This window comes from Sorangium sp. So ce448, from assembly GCF_051520915.1.
Classification (GTDB): Bacteria; Myxococcota_A; Polyangia; order Polyangiales; family Polyangiaceae; genus Sorangium; species Sorangium cellulosum_B.
In genome coordinates this window covers 5,704,015-5,720,252 of the sequence record NZ_CP150343.1, presented here as the reverse complement: position 1 = coordinate 5,720,252, position 16,238 = coordinate 5,704,015, and the positions used below count along the sequence as shown (strand labels likewise).

The 16,238-nt window shown below is 70.9% G+C and carries 13 protein-coding genes; 9 read left to right on the top strand and 4 right to left on the bottom strand.

The features are described from left to right. From WMF45_RS21545 to ribD, 5 genes are all read left to right on the top strand, one after another. Positions 1 to 747, top strand: a complete 747-nt coding sequence (locus WMF45_RS21545; protein ID WP_437554280.1) for a 3-oxoacyl-ACP reductase family protein — start codon at positions 1 to 3, stop codon at positions 745 to 747. A 146-nt stretch (positions 748 to 893) separates the two neighbouring features. After that, the gene (acpP, locus tag WMF45_RS21540) at positions 894 to 1,148 is read left to right on the top strand and encodes an acyl carrier protein (protein WP_012236444.1); all 255 of its coding nucleotides are present in this window, start codon (positions 894 to 896) and stop codon (positions 1,146 to 1,148) included. A 127-nt stretch (positions 1,149 to 1,275) separates the two neighbouring features. Continuing rightward, positions 1,276 to 2,520: a beta-ketoacyl-ACP synthase II gene (gene fabF / locus WMF45_RS21535; protein ID WP_437718744.1), complete on the top strand. Its 1,245-nt coding sequence runs from the start codon at positions 1,276 to 1,278 to the stop codon at positions 2,518 to 2,520. Positions 2,521 to 2,544: 24 nt separating this feature from the next. After that, a complete protein-coding gene (nrdR, locus tag WMF45_RS21530) occupies positions 2,545 to 3,006 on the top strand; it encodes a transcriptional regulator NrdR (RefSeq protein ID WP_012236442.1) in 462 nt (153 codons plus the stop codon). A 16-nt stretch (positions 3,007 to 3,022) separates the two neighbouring features. Further along, positions 3,023 to 4,168, top strand: coding sequence for a bifunctional diaminohydroxyphosphoribosylaminopyrimidine deaminase/5-amino-6-(5-phosphoribosylamino)uracil reductase RibD (gene ribD, locus WMF45_RS21525; RefSeq protein ID WP_437718743.1), 1,146 nt, complete (start codon positions 3,023 to 3,025; stop codon positions 4,166 to 4,168). A gap of 18 nt (positions 4,169 to 4,186) precedes the next feature. Here the strand turns inward: ribD and def are convergent, their stop codons facing one another. After that, positions 4,187 to 4,699, bottom strand: a complete 513-nt coding sequence (def, locus tag WMF45_RS21520) for a peptide deformylase (RefSeq protein ID WP_437300843.1) — start codon at positions 4,697 to 4,699, stop codon at positions 4,187 to 4,189. 123 nt (positions 4,700 to 4,822) lie between these two features. After that, positions 4,823 to 7,033 carry an ATPase, T2SS/T4P/T4SS family gene (locus WMF45_RS21515; protein ID WP_437718742.1) on the bottom strand — a complete coding sequence of 737 codons (2,211 nt, stop codon included), beginning with the start codon at positions 7,031 to 7,033 and terminating at the stop codon, positions 4,823 to 4,825. A gap of 912 nt (positions 7,034 to 7,945) precedes the next feature. Between WMF45_RS21515 and WMF45_RS21510 the strand changes: the two genes are divergently transcribed. After that, positions 7,946 to 8,152, top strand: a complete 207-nt coding sequence (locus tag WMF45_RS21510; protein ID WP_012236438.1) for a cold-shock protein — start codon at positions 7,946 to 7,948, stop codon at positions 8,150 to 8,152. A gap of 176 nt (positions 8,153 to 8,328) precedes the next feature. Here the strand turns inward: WMF45_RS21510 and WMF45_RS21505 are convergent, their stop codons facing one another. Continuing rightward, positions 8,329 to 9,273, bottom strand: coding sequence for a metallophosphoesterase family protein (locus tag WMF45_RS21505; RefSeq protein WP_437718741.1), 945 nt, complete (start codon positions 9,271 to 9,273; stop codon positions 8,329 to 8,331). A gap of 139 nt (positions 9,274 to 9,412) precedes the next feature. Continuing rightward, positions 9,413 to 10,378: a formylglycine-generating enzyme family protein gene (locus WMF45_RS21500; RefSeq protein ID WP_437718740.1), complete on the bottom strand. Its 966-nt coding sequence runs from the start codon at positions 10,376 to 10,378 to the stop codon at positions 9,413 to 9,415. Between the two features lie 236 nt (positions 10,379 to 10,614). On the opposite strand from WMF45_RS21500, the gene WMF45_RS21495 reads away from it, so the two are divergent. The 3 genes from WMF45_RS21495 to fxsT all read left to right on the top strand — a co-directional run bounded on the left by WMF45_RS21495 (position 10,615) and on the right by fxsT (position 16,238). Next, positions 10,615 to 12,117, top strand: coding sequence for an SIR2 family protein (locus tag WMF45_RS21495; protein ID WP_437718739.1), 1,503 nt, complete (start codon positions 10,615 to 10,617; stop codon positions 12,115 to 12,117). Positions 12,118 to 12,143: 26 nt separating this feature from the next. Next, positions 12,144 to 13,220: an ATP/GTP-binding protein gene (locus tag WMF45_RS21490; protein ID WP_437718738.1), complete on the top strand. Its 1,077-nt coding sequence runs from the start codon at positions 12,144 to 12,146 to the stop codon at positions 13,218 to 13,220. Positions 13,221 to 13,367: 147 nt separating this feature from the next. Beyond that, positions 13,368 to 16,238, top strand: a complete 2,871-nt coding sequence (gene fxsT / locus WMF45_RS21485) for an FxSxx-COOH system tetratricopeptide repeat protein (protein ID WP_437718737.1) — start codon at positions 13,368 to 13,370, stop codon at positions 16,236 to 16,238.

Here is a 16,238-nt window from a genome sequence, read left to right as displayed (position 1 = left end):
ATGTTCGACCTTACGGGCAAAGTTGCGATCGTCACGGGTGGATCGCGGGGGATCGGGCGTGCCGCGTCGGAGGCGCTCGCGGCGCAGGGCGCGCACGTGATCGTCAACTACGTGCGCGGAGAGGCCGAGGCGCGCGCGGTCGTCGACGCGATCACCGCGCGCGGCGGGAAGGCCGAGGCGCTCGGGTTCGACGTCGCGGACCTGCCGGCGACCGAGGCCGCCATCGCCGAGGCGGCGAAGCGCCTTGGCCGGCTGGACATCCTCGTCGCGAACGCGGGGATTGCGATCGACGGCCTGCTCCTGCGGATCAAGGAGGAAGACCTCGATCGCCTCTTCGCCGTGAACGTGAAGGGCTCGATCGCGTCCGCGCGCGCGGCGACCAAGGTCATGATGCGCGCGCGCACGGGCCGCATCGTCTTCCTCTCCAGCGTTGTGGCGGAGATGGGCAACGTCGGCCAGACGGCCTATGCCGCGACGAAGGCGGCCCTGCTCGGCGTGACGAAGTCGCTCGCCCGCGAGTACGCGGGGCGCGGCATCACCGTCAACGCCGTGGCGCCCGGGTTCATCGACACCGACATGACGACGACGATCAGCGCGGAGATGAAAGAGGGGCTGACGAAGATGGTCCCGCTCGGGCGCACGGGCCGAGCAGAGGAGGTCGCCGCGGCGATCGCATTCCTATGCTCCGACGAGGCGAGCTACGTGACGGGTGAGACGCTGCGCGTCAACGGTGGGATGTACGTGTGAGAGCGCTGGCTTGAGGACCCCGGTTGCCAGGCGTCACGCACAGCGGCAAACCAGGCGCACACGAAAAAAGCGGTCGCAGGTAATTCGATGGTGCAACGCTGATGGCGATGGGCTACTAGGGGTTCCGTTTTCCCGGGAGGAATACCATGGCTGAAGGTCGCGACATCACGGCCGAAGTAAAGCGGATCATCAAGGAACAGCTCGACGTCGACGAGAAGGACATCAAGCCTGAGGCGAGTTTCATCGACGATCTGGGCGCCGATTCGCTGGGCCTGGTGGAGCTTGTCCTCGCGTTCGAGGAGGCGTTCGAGATCGACATTCCGGACGAGGACACGGAGAAGATCCGGACTGTCCAGGACGCGATTGACTACATCGAAAGGAATGCCAAGGACAAGAAGTAGCGTCCCCACCGCCCTACCGGACGCGGCGTCACCATGGAGGTGGGTTGGCGCGTGAGCCAGCGAAGGCTCTGCTCTTCGCCGATGCACGTGCTCTCACCTCTGTGGTGGCGCTAGGGCAAGAAGAGCCATGGAACGCGTTGTCATCACCGGTATCGGGCTCGTCACGCCCAACGGCCTCGGGACGCAGGCCACCTGGCAATCTTTGCTGGCTGGTCAGTCTGGTATCGCACCCATCACCCTCTTCGACGCGAGCACGTTTCCTACGCGCTTCGCCGGCGAGGTGAAGGGCTTCGTGCCGGAAGAGTACATCCCCAAGAAGAAGGTGAAGGAGATGGGCCGCTTCGCCCAGCTCTCCGTCGCCGCATCGCAGCTGTGCATGCAGGACGCGGGGATCGAGCTCACCGACGAGGACCGCGATCAGTGCGGCACGTTCATCGGTGTCGGCCTCGGGGGCCTCGAGTACCTGTTCCAGCACTCGATCACGCTGCACGAGAAGGGCCCCCAAAAGGTCAGCCCCTACTTCATCCCGACGGTCATCGCCAACCTCGCCGCTGGGCAGGTGGCGATGGCGCTCGACCTGCGGGGCGCGAGCTACTGCAACACGAGCGCGTGCTCGTCGAGCGCGCACTCGCTCGGCGAGGCGTTCGAGTGGATCCGCCGAGGTCGCTCGCACATCATGCTCACGGGCGGCGCGGAGGCGACGATCACCGGCCTCGGCATCGGCGGCTTCTGCGCGATGTTCGCCCTCTCGAGGCGCAACGACGAGCCGCAGCGGGCGAGCCGCCCCTGGGACAAGGGACGCGACGGCTTCGTCTGCGCCGAGGGCGCCGGTTCGCTGCTGCTCGAGTCGCTCTCCCACGCGAAGAAGCGCGGCGCGAAGATCTACGCCGAGGTCGTCGGGTACGGCGCCTCGTGCGACGCGTACCACATCACGAAGCCGGCGCCCGATGGCGCCGGGGCGCAGCGAGCGATGAAGATGGCGCTCGACGACGCCAAGCTCGCGCCGGACGCGATCGACTACATCAACGCTCACGGCACCTCGACCCCGCAGGGGGATATCGAGGAGACCCGGGCGATCCTCAAGACCTTCGGCGATCACGCGGCGTCGAAGCGCCTCTGGGTGAGCTCGACGAAGTCCGCGATGGGCCACCTGCTCGGGGGCGCAGGTGGGGTCGAGGCGGCGGTCTGCGCCCTCGCCCTGCGCGACGGCGCGGTGCCGCCGACGCTCAACCTGGACGATCCCGACCCTGAGTGCACCCTCGACTACGTCCCGTTCACCGCTCGCGAGCGCCGCATGAAGCACGTGATGTCGAACTCCTTCGGCTTCGGTGGCACCAACGTGTCGCTCGTGTTCTCCCAGTTCGACGGCTGATCGCGCGCCGCGCTGGATGGCTCGATGAAGTGCCCATTTTGCGGCCATCTCGAGGACCGGGTCATCGACTCCCGCGCTGGCGGCGCGGGGGAGGTGATCCGGCGCCGGCGCGAGTGCGCCTCGTGCGAGCGCCGGTTCACGACGTACGAGCGCGTCGAGGACATCCTGCCGACGGTCGTCAAGAAGGACGGTCGGCGCGAGTCGTTCGACCGGCAGAAGCTCGTGCGAGGGCTCCGGATCGCATGCAACAAGCGGCCCGTGTCCACCGACCAGATCGAGGCCATCGCCGACGCGATCGAGCGCGAGGCGCAGGAGTCCGAGCGGCGGGAGATCTTGTCGACCGAGCTGGGCGAGCGGGTGATGAACCACCTGCGTACCCTCGATGAGGTCGCCTATGTCCGGTTCGCAAGCGTTTATCGTTCCTTTCGGGACATTGACCAGTTCATGGTCGAGCTTGGCAAGCTTGTGAAGGCCAAGGCGCCCTAGTAGATCCGGCACTTCGATGTCTGCGAAGCCCCCCAGCCCCGATCCCGAGCTCGACGTCGCGATGATGCGCCTCGCCATCGAGGAGGCGCACAAGGCGATGCCGTCGCCGAACCCCCCGGTCGGCGCCGTGGTGCTGAACGCCGCGGGGGAGGTCGTCGCCGTCGCGCACCACGCGCGCGCTGGTGAGGAGCACGCCGAGGGGCTGGCGCTCGCGGCCGCCGGCGACGCGGCGCGCGGAGGGACGCTCTACGTGACGCTGGAGCCCTGCAATCACGAGGGGCGTACGCCGCCCTGCGTGGACGCGGTTCTGAGCGCCGGCATCAAGCGCGTCGTCGTCGGCGCGCCCGATCCGAACCCCGCGGTGGTCGGCGGCGGGGCGCAGCGGCTCAGCGACGCCGGGCTCGCCGTGGACCTCGGCGTCGCCGGCGCCGAGGCTCGCGCGCTGATCGCGCCCTGGACCAAGTTCATCACGACGGGCATCCCCCACATCGCGCTCAAGCTCGCCCTGTCGCTGGACGGCCGCATCGCGACCCGCACAGGGGCCTCGAAGTGGGTCACTGGCCCCGAGGCGCGCGCCAAGGTCCAGGAGCTCCGCTCGCGGCACGACGCGGTGGCGATCGGGATCGGCACGGCGCTCGCCGACGACCCTCGGCTCACCCTGCGCGAGCCTGCGCTCGCGCCCGGAGGGCGGAGCCCCATCCGGCTCGTCTTCGACACGCGGCTGAGGCTGCCGCTCCACACGCGCCTCGCCCAGACGGCGCGGGAGGTGCCGACCTGGGTGCTCACGGGCGCCGACGCGCCCGAGGAGGCGGAGCAGGTGCTCGTCGACGCTGGCTGCGTCGTCCTGCGCGCGCCAACCTCGGCCGAGGGCCGGGTCGACGTGACCGCCGCGATGCGCCTCTGCGCCTCGCAGGGGATCGTCTCCATCCTGGTCGAAGGTGGCGCCGAGCTCGCCGGCAGCCTGCTCGCGTCGCGCCTGCCCGACGAGCTGCACGCCTTCGTCGCCCCGATCCTGCTCGGCCCCCGCGGCCGGCCGGGCGCGGTCGACTGGGCGGGTCCGGACACGCCAGGCGACGCGCCCCGGATCGTCGATCCGCGCTGGGAGCTCTGCGGCCGCGACGCGTACGTCAGCGGCCCTCTCGCCTTCCCGGCGCGCAGCTGATCGGCGCGCCCGGGCAGGTCAGCTCGCGGCTTCTGCGCCGCGCTTCTGCATCTTCCGCTGGACGATGCGCTTCTTGAGCGTGCCCATCCGGTCGATCATCAGCACGCCGTCGAGGTGATCGAGCTCATGCTGGATGGCCACGGCGAGCAGGCCGTCGGCCGCGATCTCGAACGTCGCGCCGTCGCGCCCGCGGGCGCGGACGGTGACGCGCTCGGCCCGCTTGATGTCCTCGCTGATGCCAGGGAACGAGAGGCACCCTTCGGGGCCGGTCAGCTGCCCCTCTTGCCGCACGATCTCCGGGTTGATGAACACGAGGAGGTTGCTCGGCTCGTTGTCCGCGGCGATGTCAACGAGGAAGACGCGGTGTGGCTCCCCGATCTGCGTGGCCGCGAGGCCGACGCCGGGCGCCGCGTACATGGTCTCGGCCATGTCGTCGATAAGCTTCGTGATTTCGGGCGTGATGTCCCCGACCGGCTGTGCCTTCTGACGCAGGCGCGGGTCGGGATAGTGGAGGATGGTGCGGATGGCCATGGCTACTGAGCATCATAACCTCCGTTTCTAGCTGGCGCCCGTCAAGACGCTCTCAGCTCGCGTGTTGCGTGGGTTGCGCGGGTTGCCGCGCTTCGCGCTGGCCAGCCTTCGCGCGGCCAGCCGCTAGCGATTTCGACGGAACGAGGTCGACGTATCGACGCTGAGCCCGCGGGACTGAAGATCTTCCACGATGTCCGGCACCAGCCCGGAGGGGTGAAATGTCCCCTCGAGCGCGCCGCCGGCGGCCGTCCGCTCGACCACGAACGTGAAGACGTCGCGAATGGCGATCTGCCCGCCCTCTACCGCGAGCTCCGCGATGCGGAGCACCCGGTGGCGACCGTCGCGGAGCAGCGCGATCTCGATCGCGAGGTCGAAGGACGAGGCGAGCCACTCGCGCGCCGTCTCCGGCGTGATCCCGGGGCGGGTCGCGGCGATGTCGGCGGGGAGCCTCGTCACTGCCTGCCGCAGCGTCGGCGCGCGGGAGGCCGCGAGCACGCCGTCCATACCGCCGCCGATGGCGTCCACGATTTCGGCCGCGACGTGGCCAGAGAACGAGCTCACCACGACCCGCTCCGGCCGGATGCGTACGGCCGCCCGCACGGCCCGGCTGCGTTCGTCTGTCGTGGCCCCGAGCGCGATGGACAGCGTGTTCGGCTGATCGAGGGCGAGCTCGTCCTCCTCCTGGAGCACCACGAACCGGTCGTCGGGCTGCGCCGCGGCGGCGAGCGCGCCGAGCAGCCAGCCCGCCCCGGCGTCCCGCGTCCCGGTGACGAGGAGGTTGCCGCGACCGAGCACGCACTGGGCGAGCAGCCCGGCCATCGCGCGCGAGATCGTCCCGTTGCGCACCAGGTCGTCCAGCGTGACGTCGGGGCGCTGCGGCTTCCGGATCACCAGGGTGTACGTCGCGGCCGGCGGCAGCACCGCGAACAGGCGGCGCCCCTTCGGCAGGGGTCGCTCGACGAAGCTCGCGCCCGCCTCGATCGGCTGGCCGGCCGCCATGCAGAGCCGGCGGATGGCCCGGCCGACCGCGCGCTCGCTGCTGAACCCGACCTCCGCGATAACGCGCCGGCGCCCGTGCATCGCGATCACGTGGTCGTACCGGAACACCTGGATCTCGCTCACCTCGGCGTCTTCGAGCAAGCGGTCGAGCGGGCCGAGCGAGAGGAGCTCCCGCTGCGCGTCGGCCACGAGCGCCTCGACGTCGATCTCGGGGGGGAGCTCGCCCGCTGCGCGGAGCGCCTCCGCGCCCGCGGAGGTCGCCTGCGCGATGCGCTGGGCGAGCGCGCTGTCCGGCTGCGCGCCGCTGTCGAGCGGCGTGAGGTCGACCATGTCGACGAGCCGGTCCATCAGGCGCCCGAGCGCCCGGCGGTGCGCCACGGCTTGCGTCGAGTCGCCCTGTCCCCGGTCGACCCGATCCGAGACGGGCGGGATGGCGCGCCGGCTCGGGATGGGGACCACGCTCGGATGGACGGCGACGTTCGAGGCGCCCTGCGGCGACACGGCGGCGGTGCTCGTCGCGCTCTGTGCAGGCAGCGGGGTCGCGGTCGCGTACGGGCGCGGCGCCTGTGGGGGCGGGGTGGCGGCGTTGACGGCGCGGCCGTCGCGCGCCGGCGGTGCGGTGGTCATCGCCGGGTGCGCAGGCAGCGGAGGGACGGACGCACCGCCCTGCGAGCCCGGCGTGAGGGGCGGACGAGGCGAGGGGATGCGCGGCGGACCGGGGACGGGGATGGCCGCGGCCGCGTCGACCGACTCGTCCGGATCGTTCTCGAGGGGGAAGTGGCTGATCACGCCCTGGCTGGTGCGCGACGGCTCCCCCCGCTCGTTGATCAGCGGCAACGGCGCCGACCGGTGCAGCCCCTTCTCGGCGGACGGCGGCGGCCCGCGATCGGGCAGAGGTCCCGCCTCGCCGGACATCTCTTCCGGCACGCGCGGAGGCGACGTGCTGTCCGGAGGGGCCGTCCCGGCCGCCGCCGTCTCGATCCGCAGCACGAAGTCGCCGATGTAGATCTTGTCGCCTTCGCGAACGATCGTCGCCTGAGCGATCTTCCGGCCGTTGACGTACGTGCCGTTCGTGCTCTTGAGATCGGTGACGATGAAGCGCCCGTCGCGGAAGAGCAGCCGAGCGTGTCGCTTCGACACGTTGCCCTTCGGCAGCATCAGGTCGTTGCCCTGCACGCGGCCGACGTTGATCTCTGTCCGGTCGAAGGTTTCGCGGCGCTCCGCGCCCCCTTTCTCGCTGATGATCACCGAGAACATCTCGTCGCCTCGCGGGGCCAGGGCGGAGGTGAGACCCGATGCCCTCGCCACGCCATACGAGCAAGCTCGAACAGACATGTCAACGAGATGCCTTCGATTCCTGCTCCCGGGCGGCGAGCGGGCTCGAGCCCGGGACTGCGCCGCCTGCGCGCGCTGAGCGCACGGGCCGCGCGGCGCAGGTCGAGCGCGCGATGCCGGTCCGGGGATCGATCCGCCGAGCTGTCGCGCCAGCGCGCGCAGGGGGAACGTCGGCGAACAGGCTGAGCCGGCGCGCGTGATGTCCTTCGAGCAGGTCGCCTGCTCCGCTGCGAGGCTCGATCGATGTTCTCGGCAAAGCGCCGCAAGCGCCTGGCCTGCGCTCGGATAGCGCCCGGAGCGCGCTGCGTCGCTCGCTCCCACGACGCGCGCAGCACGAGGAGCGCGCCCGAGTCGCCGGGCCATTGCGCCGGAGGCCAGGAGCTCGCTGCCCGACGTGCGAGGCTCGTTACGTGACATGGCGAAGCCCTCACGGACCGCGACGCCCTGCGCGGGCCGAAGGACAAGGTTCTTCGATAAGAGCGCAAATCTTGACGGCTACGCGAATTCCGCTTCGCACCCTACGGCGCGCCGACACCGCGCGTGATCGTGTACTCGCCGTCAGGATCGGCTGTACGGCGCGAAATTCTCATCGGCGGCTGCTGCAACCGGAGACTGCCGGTGAAGCGGTACTGCCTCGCGCAAGCGCTCGCCGAACCATCATCGCTGCTTGACCTTGGCGCATCGAGCCGTTTACGTTGGCGCCCGCTCGGACCGGGGAGAATCGTCGAAGTCGCCGCGCATGCACATCAACCAGCGGCTGGGCAGCCGCCCTGCGCAAGCTGGATCTGTCTACGAGGGGGGTTTGCTGCATGCAGCCAAGCCCGCATCGGAATCAGGGACCGCAGCCGTGGTCACCTCCCGACTGCCAGCTTGCGCGCCTCGGGTATCGACGAGCTCTGAAGTGGAGGAAATATGGCAGTTGGCAAGGTCAAGTGGTTCAACGACGAGAAGGGTTGGGGCTTCATCAAGCAAGAGACTGGCCCCGACGTCTTCGTTCACTATTCGCAGATCAACGGGGAGGGGCGCCGTCGTCTGTTCGAGGACGAGACCGTTGAATTTGAGATCAAAGAAGGTCCCAAAGGTCTGCAGGCGGTCAACGTGATCCGCGCCACCGCCTGACTTTCCTCCTGACCAGAGCCCCACCGGACTGCCCGCGCGGCGCCCCCGCTGCGCTCGAGTCACGGCATTGCCGAGCCCCGAACATCGCGCGCCCGCCTGAAGGGTCCTGCGTGCGGCGGATGGATTGTGCGCGGCTCCGGTGGGGCGCTCGGCGGAGCGCCGAGCGCGCGGCGGGCTCATCGCTCGGGGACCGGGACCTCGCGGAACGCGTCTTGACCCGGGACGAAGCGGTGTGACGTGATGCCCCCGATCGTCCCCGCGTCGTCGATCTCGTAGACGTTGAACCCGGCCATCCGTTCGTCGCTGTCGTGAAGGAGCGAAGCGCTGGTGGCGCCCACGGCGTCGATATGACCCCGCTCGGTGTGCAGCTTGCGGTGAATGCGCCGGTGCAGGTGCCCATGCAGCAGCAAGCCGCGGCGCACCTGACGCAGAAGCCGCCCCTCTGCCGCGGCATCACCCAGGCCTTCCAGCAACGTCTTCGCCCGGCTCGCCGGGTTATGGAAGGGGTGGTGCTGGAGCACGACCGGCGTTCGCCGTCGCACCTCCGGGTGTGCCAGCGCTCGCTCGAGCGCGCGCAGCTGGGCCGGGCCTAGCCGCCCTGATGCCACCAGCGGGGGACGCGGCCAGGCGGTCGAGAGGCCGATGATCGCGACGGGCCCGCGCAGGTGCACGAAGGGGAACGCCGAGCCTCCGCCGTCGCCGGAGGCCCCACCGTCGTCGCTCTTCCCAGGCGCGTCGAGGACGAGGTCGGAGCGCAGGTACGGCGCAAAGTACTGAGAGAAGCGCTGCGAGCGGTGCGCGCCCTTCGTGTACGCGTCGTGGTTCCCCGGGACGATGCTCACCCGCTCGGGCGGAAGACCGAGCTCGCCCTGCAAGAAGTCGCGGACCAGGACGAACTCTCGTTCGAGCGCGAGGTTCGAGACATCGCCGGTGATGACGACGTGGTCCACGCCGAGCCGCCGTATCTCCCGCGCCGCTGCGTGCACCGCGTGCGGCTTGTGGATGGCGTGGCGCCGGAAGCGGAGGTTGAGGTAGCCCGTGAGACGCTTGTTCAGGAGCCGGAACGGGACAGCCCCCTCGAGGGAGAGGAGGTGCAGGTCAGAGAGGTGCGCGATCCTCACGGGCCCAGTATGGGCTCTTCCGGCGCGGCGGCCAACCGCCGCGCGCCTCGGCCCGCGCAGCGGCCGACCGCCTCGCTCCTCGAGCGCTCGTCGCGCGCCGCGCGCCGCGCGCCTCGGCTCGAGCGTCGCCCGTCGCGGCTCAGGCGTCGCGCGCGCAGCGGAAGCCGCGCCACGCGCGGCGGCTGGTCGGCGAGTCGTGCCCCCGCGCGGCGCCACGCAGCCAGGGCCGACCCAGGATGTAGCTTCCGCCGCGCAGCACGCGCTCCTCCCCCATGTCGGGCCCCCGCGGGTTCTTCGCGCTGCCGCTTGGATACTCGGGATGGTAGTAGTCCGCGACCCACTCCTCGACGTTGCCGGCGAGGTCGTCGATGCCGTCGGGGGTGCGGCCGGCCACGAGCGAGCCGACCGGCGCGAGCTCGAGGAAGCCGTCGCCTTCGTCGAGCTCGTCGAACGACAGCCTCCCGTGGTTCGCGTGGAATGGGTTGTAGACATGGCCCCAGGGGTAGCGGCGCCCGGCCACGCCCCGCGCCGCCCGCTCCCATTCGGCCTCGGTCGGCAGGCGACCGCCCGCCCAGACGCAGTAGCGCTGCGCGTCGCTCCACGAGACGAGCACCACCGGAACCTCGGGCCGATCGAACCGCTGCCCGCCGGAGGCATACGGAGGTTCGGCGCAGACGCCGGCCGAGACGCACCGGCGGTAGCTCGCGACGGTCACCTCGGTTCGGTCGATCCAGAAATCCGACAGGTACACCTCGTGGGGCACGAGCTCGTTCGCGAAGCTCGCCTCGGTCTCGTCGACGCACAGCTCACCGGCCGGCTCGAGCTTGCAGAGCGTCACCGCGTGCGCGATCTCGACCTCGCTCGATCCCATCATGAAGCTCCCCGCGCGCACGAGGACGGCAGGCGGACCGGGCGCGCGCAGCGCGACGACGCTCGCGGGCGAGCGCGCGGGCTGGCCCGCGGCGGCCGCCGAGAGCGCGGCCTCCGCGCGCGCCGGGAGGCGCGGGGCGCGCCGCGCGCGGGGTGGTGGAGCGGCCACGCCGGCCAGGGAGAAGGCGACGAGCGAGGCCACCGTGGCCAGCGTGAAGAGGGCCGCCGGACGCATGTCGGAGACGTAGCATGCTCCAGCCTCGCGGACTGTTTCCGCATCTTCCGACCTCGCTCGATGCGGCGGTCAGTCGTCTCGGACGTCATGACCGCAGCGGGCCGCCTGGGCGAGCGTTCGACCCTGCGCCGCGCGGCGCACATTTGCGGCGCGTCGCGCGACGCGGCGAAGGCGGACCGCGCGACGCGCCGCAAAAGTGCGCTGCGCGCCGAGGAGCGATAGACTCGAGGGGCTCGATGTCAACCCTTATGGACAACGCGAACACGGTGGGCGCGGAGGTCGACGCCGCGGTGATCGAAGCGCTGCATGAGGCGCTCGAGAGCGGAGAGCTCGTGCTCTTCGTGGGGGGAGGCATCTCGGCCGCGGCCGGGCTGCCGACATGGCGTCAGCTCGTCGACCTGCTCGTCGAGAGGGTGCGCGAGCAGACCAGCGACGAGGTCGCGATCGCCGAGGTCGCGGCCCTCGCGCGATCGCAGCGCTACAGCGAGGCGCTGGGCGCGGCGGAGCAGGCGCTCGGCCCAGCGGAGTTCAACGCGTTCGTCGAGGGTGCGCTCGACGACGAGGGGCTCGATCCGCCGCGGATCGCGATCGCGATCGCCGCGCTGCGAGACAAGCTGCGCGCCGTGCTCACCACGAACCTGAACCACCTGCTCGAGCGCGCCTTCGGCTTCGAGTGGGACCCCATGTGGCGCGTCACCGACGAGGTCGCGTGGCGGCGACGGTTCATCCTCAAGCTGCACGGCACGCTGAAGGAGCCGCACAGCTGGGTGTTCGCGCGCGAGCGCTTCCTCGCGTCGATCGCGCCGCCCGACGTGCGCAAGTCGCTCACGACCGTGCTCTCGCGGTGCCCCGTGCTCTTCATCGGCTTCGGGCGCGCCGACGGGAACTTCGACGAGATGCTGGCGGACATCCACGCGCTCTCGGGCGCCTCGCCGCCGCCCCGCTTCGTCATCGCCCCGGGCTCTAGCCTGACGCCGCTCCGCCGCAAGACGCTCGCGGACATGGGGTTCCTGCTCCTGCCTTACGACACCCCCGACGGCAGCCACGACCGGGTGCTCGCGATCCTCGAGCGCACGTGCGCGCCCCGGCCGCGCGCGATCACGTCGCGCGGCCGCTCGATCCTTCCGCCCCCGATCCCCGATCTCGAGCTCCCGCCCTCGTCGTCGTCGCCGCTCGGCGCGCCGTACGACCTCCCGCCGGACTCGGCCGCGTACGACGACACGGTCACGATGACAGGGGCGCTCGAAGCGTCGCGGCGCGAGCGCGTCTCCGAGCCTCCGGCGAGCCCGATCGAGGTGTTCTTCTCGTACTCGGAGAGCAACCGCGAGCTGCGCGACAAGCTCGAGACGCACCTCGCCATCCTCAAGCGGAAGGGCGTCATCCGCGGCTGGCACGACGGCGAGATCGGCGCCGGCGAGGAGCGCGACACGGCGCTCGCCGAGCACCTCGAGACCGCGAAGGTCATCCTCCTGCTCATCAGCGCGGACTTCCTCGCGTCGGACTTCTGCTACGACGTCGAGATGCAGAAGGCGATCGAGCGCCACGAACGGGGTGAGGCGCGCGTCATCCCCGTCATCCTCGACGCCTGCGACTGGGAGGGCGCGCCCTTCGGCAGGCTGGCCAGCTTGCCGCGGGGCGGGCGCCCCGTGACGAGCTGGGTCAACCAGAGCGAGGCGTTCACCGACATCGCAAAGGGCATCCGAAAGCAGGTCGAGCAGCTCACCCAAAACCCCTCCTGAGCTCACCGAGCGCCGGCGCCCAGCCGGTGAGCCATTCAGAGGTGCCACCGCCGCCCGGGATCTGGAGCATCCCTGCGTCGACCAGCCGGAACCTGGCCGCGCGCGACGATCTGCTCGCCGAGATCGGCGCCGCGCTCGCCAGGCGCGGCGTGGCGCCGCTCTGCGGGCTCGGCGGCACCGGCAAGACCAAGCTCGCGATCGAGTACGCGTACCGCAACGCCGGCGCCTACGACACCGTCTTCCTGATCGACGGTCAGAGCCAGGCGACGATGGACGCCTCCTTCGTCACGCTCGCCGCGGAGATGAGGCTGCCCGAGCACGAGCAGCTGGATCCCGCTCGCGCGGTCGGCGTGGTGCGCAGCAAGCTCGGGCGCCGGGGTCGCTGGCTCCTCCTCTTCGATGGCGTGCGCGACCCGAGCGAGGTCGAGCCCTACATCCCGAGCGTCTCCCACGGCGGCCACATCCTCACGACGTCGCAGAACCCTATCTGGCGCGGTCTCACGACGGTGAACGTCCGCGGCATCGAGCGCGCCGAGTCGGTGCGCTTCCTGCTCCAGCGCACGGGCGAGACCGACGCGGAGTCGGCCGACGCGCTCGCAGAGGAGCTCGGCGATTTGCCGCTCGCCCTGGCGCAGGCCGGCGCTTACATCGAGGAGACCGGACGCCCGCTCGCGGAGTACCTCGCCCTGTTCCGGCAGCGGCCGGCCGCGCTCCTGGAGCGCCCCGTCAGCTTCCCGGTGACGGTCGCGACCGCCTGGGAGAGCTCGCTCGCGGCCGTGTTCAGCCACCAGGCAGCGGCGGAGCTCCTCAGCTTGTGCTCGTTCCTGCCGATGGACGCGATCCCTCGGCGGTCGCTCGGCGAATACGATCCGCTCGCGCTCGACGACGCCATCGCGATGCTGCGGCTGCACTCGCTGATCGAGGTGCGGCCGCACGCGCTCAGCGTCCACCGCCTCGTGAAGATCGTCGTCCGCAACCAGCTGCGGCGGGACGACCGGCGGCGATGGATGGAAGCGGCGCGCCGCATCGTTCAGGCTTCCGGCCGGATCTCCCCGAGCACGGAAGAGGAGCGCGAAGGTAGGACGGAGCCGGAGTCGGGGTAAGGCAAACCCCCCACGAGACGATGGAGGTTCGACCCGCATGTATCCGCCGAGAGCGACAACTACCGTCTCTTCCTGGGTCTTTTCCGACCGCGTATTCTCGTTGCGCGTCAGGTCCGTCGTGAGACTTTAAGGCCCGCGAGAGGAACTATGGTTGCCTTGGCGACGAGCCCCGCCGATGTGTTCTTCTCCTACTCACCGAGGGACGAGGACCTGCGGCCCAAGATCGAGACCCACCTCGACGCGCTGAAACGGCAGGGGGTCATCCGGAATTACCAGGGCTTCGCGCTCGGCGGAGGGAGGGAGCGGCGAGAGGCGACCGCGGCGAGGCTGCGCGAGGCGCGGGTCGTGCTGCTGCTCGTGAGCGCTGATTTCCTCTCCACCGACGCGTGGCTCTCTCCAGAGATGCGCGAGGCGATCGCTCGCCACGAGGCCGGCGAGTGCCGGGTCATCCCCGTGATCCTGCGGCCCTGCGCCTGGGAGAAGACGCTGCTCGGCGAGCTGCAGCCGCTGCCGAGCCGCGCGCGGCCGGTGACGAGCTACCCCAACCAGAGCGAGGCGTTCACGGAGATCGCGAAGGGGATCCGGAGCGCCGTCCGCGAGACGGAGCCGCCGACGCAGCGGCCAACCGCTCGAAGGCCGTCGAGCTCGCCCGACGCGGAGCCTCACATCAAGAAGCTGCCGCCGCGGAACCCGGGCTTCACCGGGCGCGACCAGCTCCTGAGCGAGCTGCGGAGCACGCTCACCACGGGGGGGCCCGCTGCGCTCACGCAGTCCATCAGCGGCCTCGGCGGCGTCGGCAAGACGCAGCTCGTCGCCGAGTACGCGCACCGGTACGCGAGCCAGTACAACGTCGTCTGGTGGATCCGCGCCGAGGAGCCGGCCACGGCGGCCGAGGACTTCGCGCGCCTCGCCGCGGCCCTCGACCTGCCAGAGCAGAACGAGGCCGACCAGCGGATCGCGATCGAGGCGGCCCGATCGTGGCTGTCGCGCAACGACAAGTGGCTCCTCATCTTCGACAACGTGAACGACCCGCAGGACGTCGCCCCGTACCTCCCGCACCCCCGCACCGGGCACATCCTTATCACCTCGCGCAACCCGAGCTTCCGCGGCATCGCCACCCCGCTCACCGTGCCGGCGCTCGATCGCGCCGACTCGGTGAAGTACCTGCTCGATCGAACCGGGCAGAGCGACGCGCGCGCCGCGGAGAAGCTCGCTGAGACGCTCGGGGATCTCCCCCTCGCGCTGGTGCAGGCGGCGGCGACCATCAAAGAGACGGGATCGTCCATCGCGACCTACCACGACGCCTTCGGTGATCACCAGCGCGGGCTCCTCCTCCGCGGCATGCCGATGGACTACCCGACGCCGATCGCCACGACGTGGGGCCTCGCGTTCCAGGAGGCGCAGCGCTTCTCGCCCGTCGCGGTCGACCTCTTGAGCTTGTGCGCGTACCTGGCGCCCGATGACATCCCACGCGAGGGCCTCGCCGACGCCGCGCCGCACCTGCCGGCGGCGCTCGCGGAGGCGCTGAGCGATCCGCTGAGGCTCGACGAGGCGGTCGCCGCGCTCCGCCGCTACTCGTTCATCGACGTGCACGAAGGCGCGCTCTCCGTGCACCGGCTCGTCCAGGCGGTGGTCCGCGATCGCCTCTCGCCCGAGGACCGGAAGGTGTGGGCCGAGGCGGCGGTCCGGCTCGTCGACCACGCGTTCCCCGAGAGCAGCGACGAGGTGGAGACGTGGCCCTTCTGCGCCCGATGGCTGCCGCACGCGCTCGCCGCGGCGAGCCAGGCCGAAGCGCACGACGTCGCGCGGGAGGTGCGCGGCCGGCTCCTCGCCCGGTTCGCCGTCTACCTGCAGGGGCGCGCCGCGTTCGCGGAGGCGAAGGGGTACCTGGAGCGGGCGCTCGCGCTCCACGAGGCGGTGTTCGGCCACGACGATCCGAAGGTCGCGGCCGTGCTGCGCAGCCTCGGCAGCGTCCTCCACGACCTCGGCGATCTCGGCGGCGCGCGGGCGCACCAGGAGCGCGCGCTGGCGATCGACATCGCGAGCTTCGGCCCCGATCACCCGGACGTCGCGCGCGACGTGAACGACCTCGGCAGCGTGCTCATGGATCAGGGCGATCTACCGGGCGCCCGCAAGCACCTGGAGCGCGCCCTCGCCATCGACGAGGCGACGTACGGCCCCGACGATCCGAGCGTCGCGATACGGCTCAACAACCTGGGCGCCCTCTTCCGCGACCTCGGCGACTTCGCGGGCGCGCGCGTGCACCTCGAGCGGGCGCTCGCGATCGACATCCGCGCCTACGGCCCGGACCACCCGACGGTCGCGATCGGGCGCACGAACCTCGGTCGGCTGCTCCACGATCTCGGCGATCTCAAGGGAGCGCGCGAGCAGTTCGAGGAGGCGCTCAAGATCGATGAGCACAGCTACGGCCTCTACCACCCGCGCTTCGCGCTCGCGCTGAACAACCGCGGGCGCGTGCTGCGCGATCTCGGAGATCTGGCCGGGGCACGCGCCGACTTCGAGCGCGCGCTCGCGATCGTCGAGGACACCTACGGGCCGGATCACCCCGACGTGGCGCGGGACATCAACAACCTCGGCAGCGTGCTGCGCGACCTCGGCGATCTCGAGGGCGCGCGCGCGAACTTCGCGCGCGTGCTGAAGATCGCCGAGGCGACCTACGGCCCGGACCACCCGGCGGTGGCGATCGGCTGCAACAACCTCGGCAGCGTGCTGCAAGCGCTCGGCGAGCTGCCTGGGGCGCGCGAACAGCTGGAGCGCGCGCTCGGCATCGCGCAAACCACGTACGGTCCGGATCACCCGGTCGTGGCGAGCATCGTGAACAACCTCGGGCGTGTCTTGCAGGCGCTCGGCGATCTGTCGGGCGCGTGGCAGCAGATCGAGCGCGCCGTGGCGATCGCCACGAAGGCGCTCGGGCCGTCGCACCCGTCCGTGCAGATCTTCTCGCGGAACCTGGCGCGCCTCGGCGACGCCCTGGGGAGCAGCGCCGAGGCGACCTGA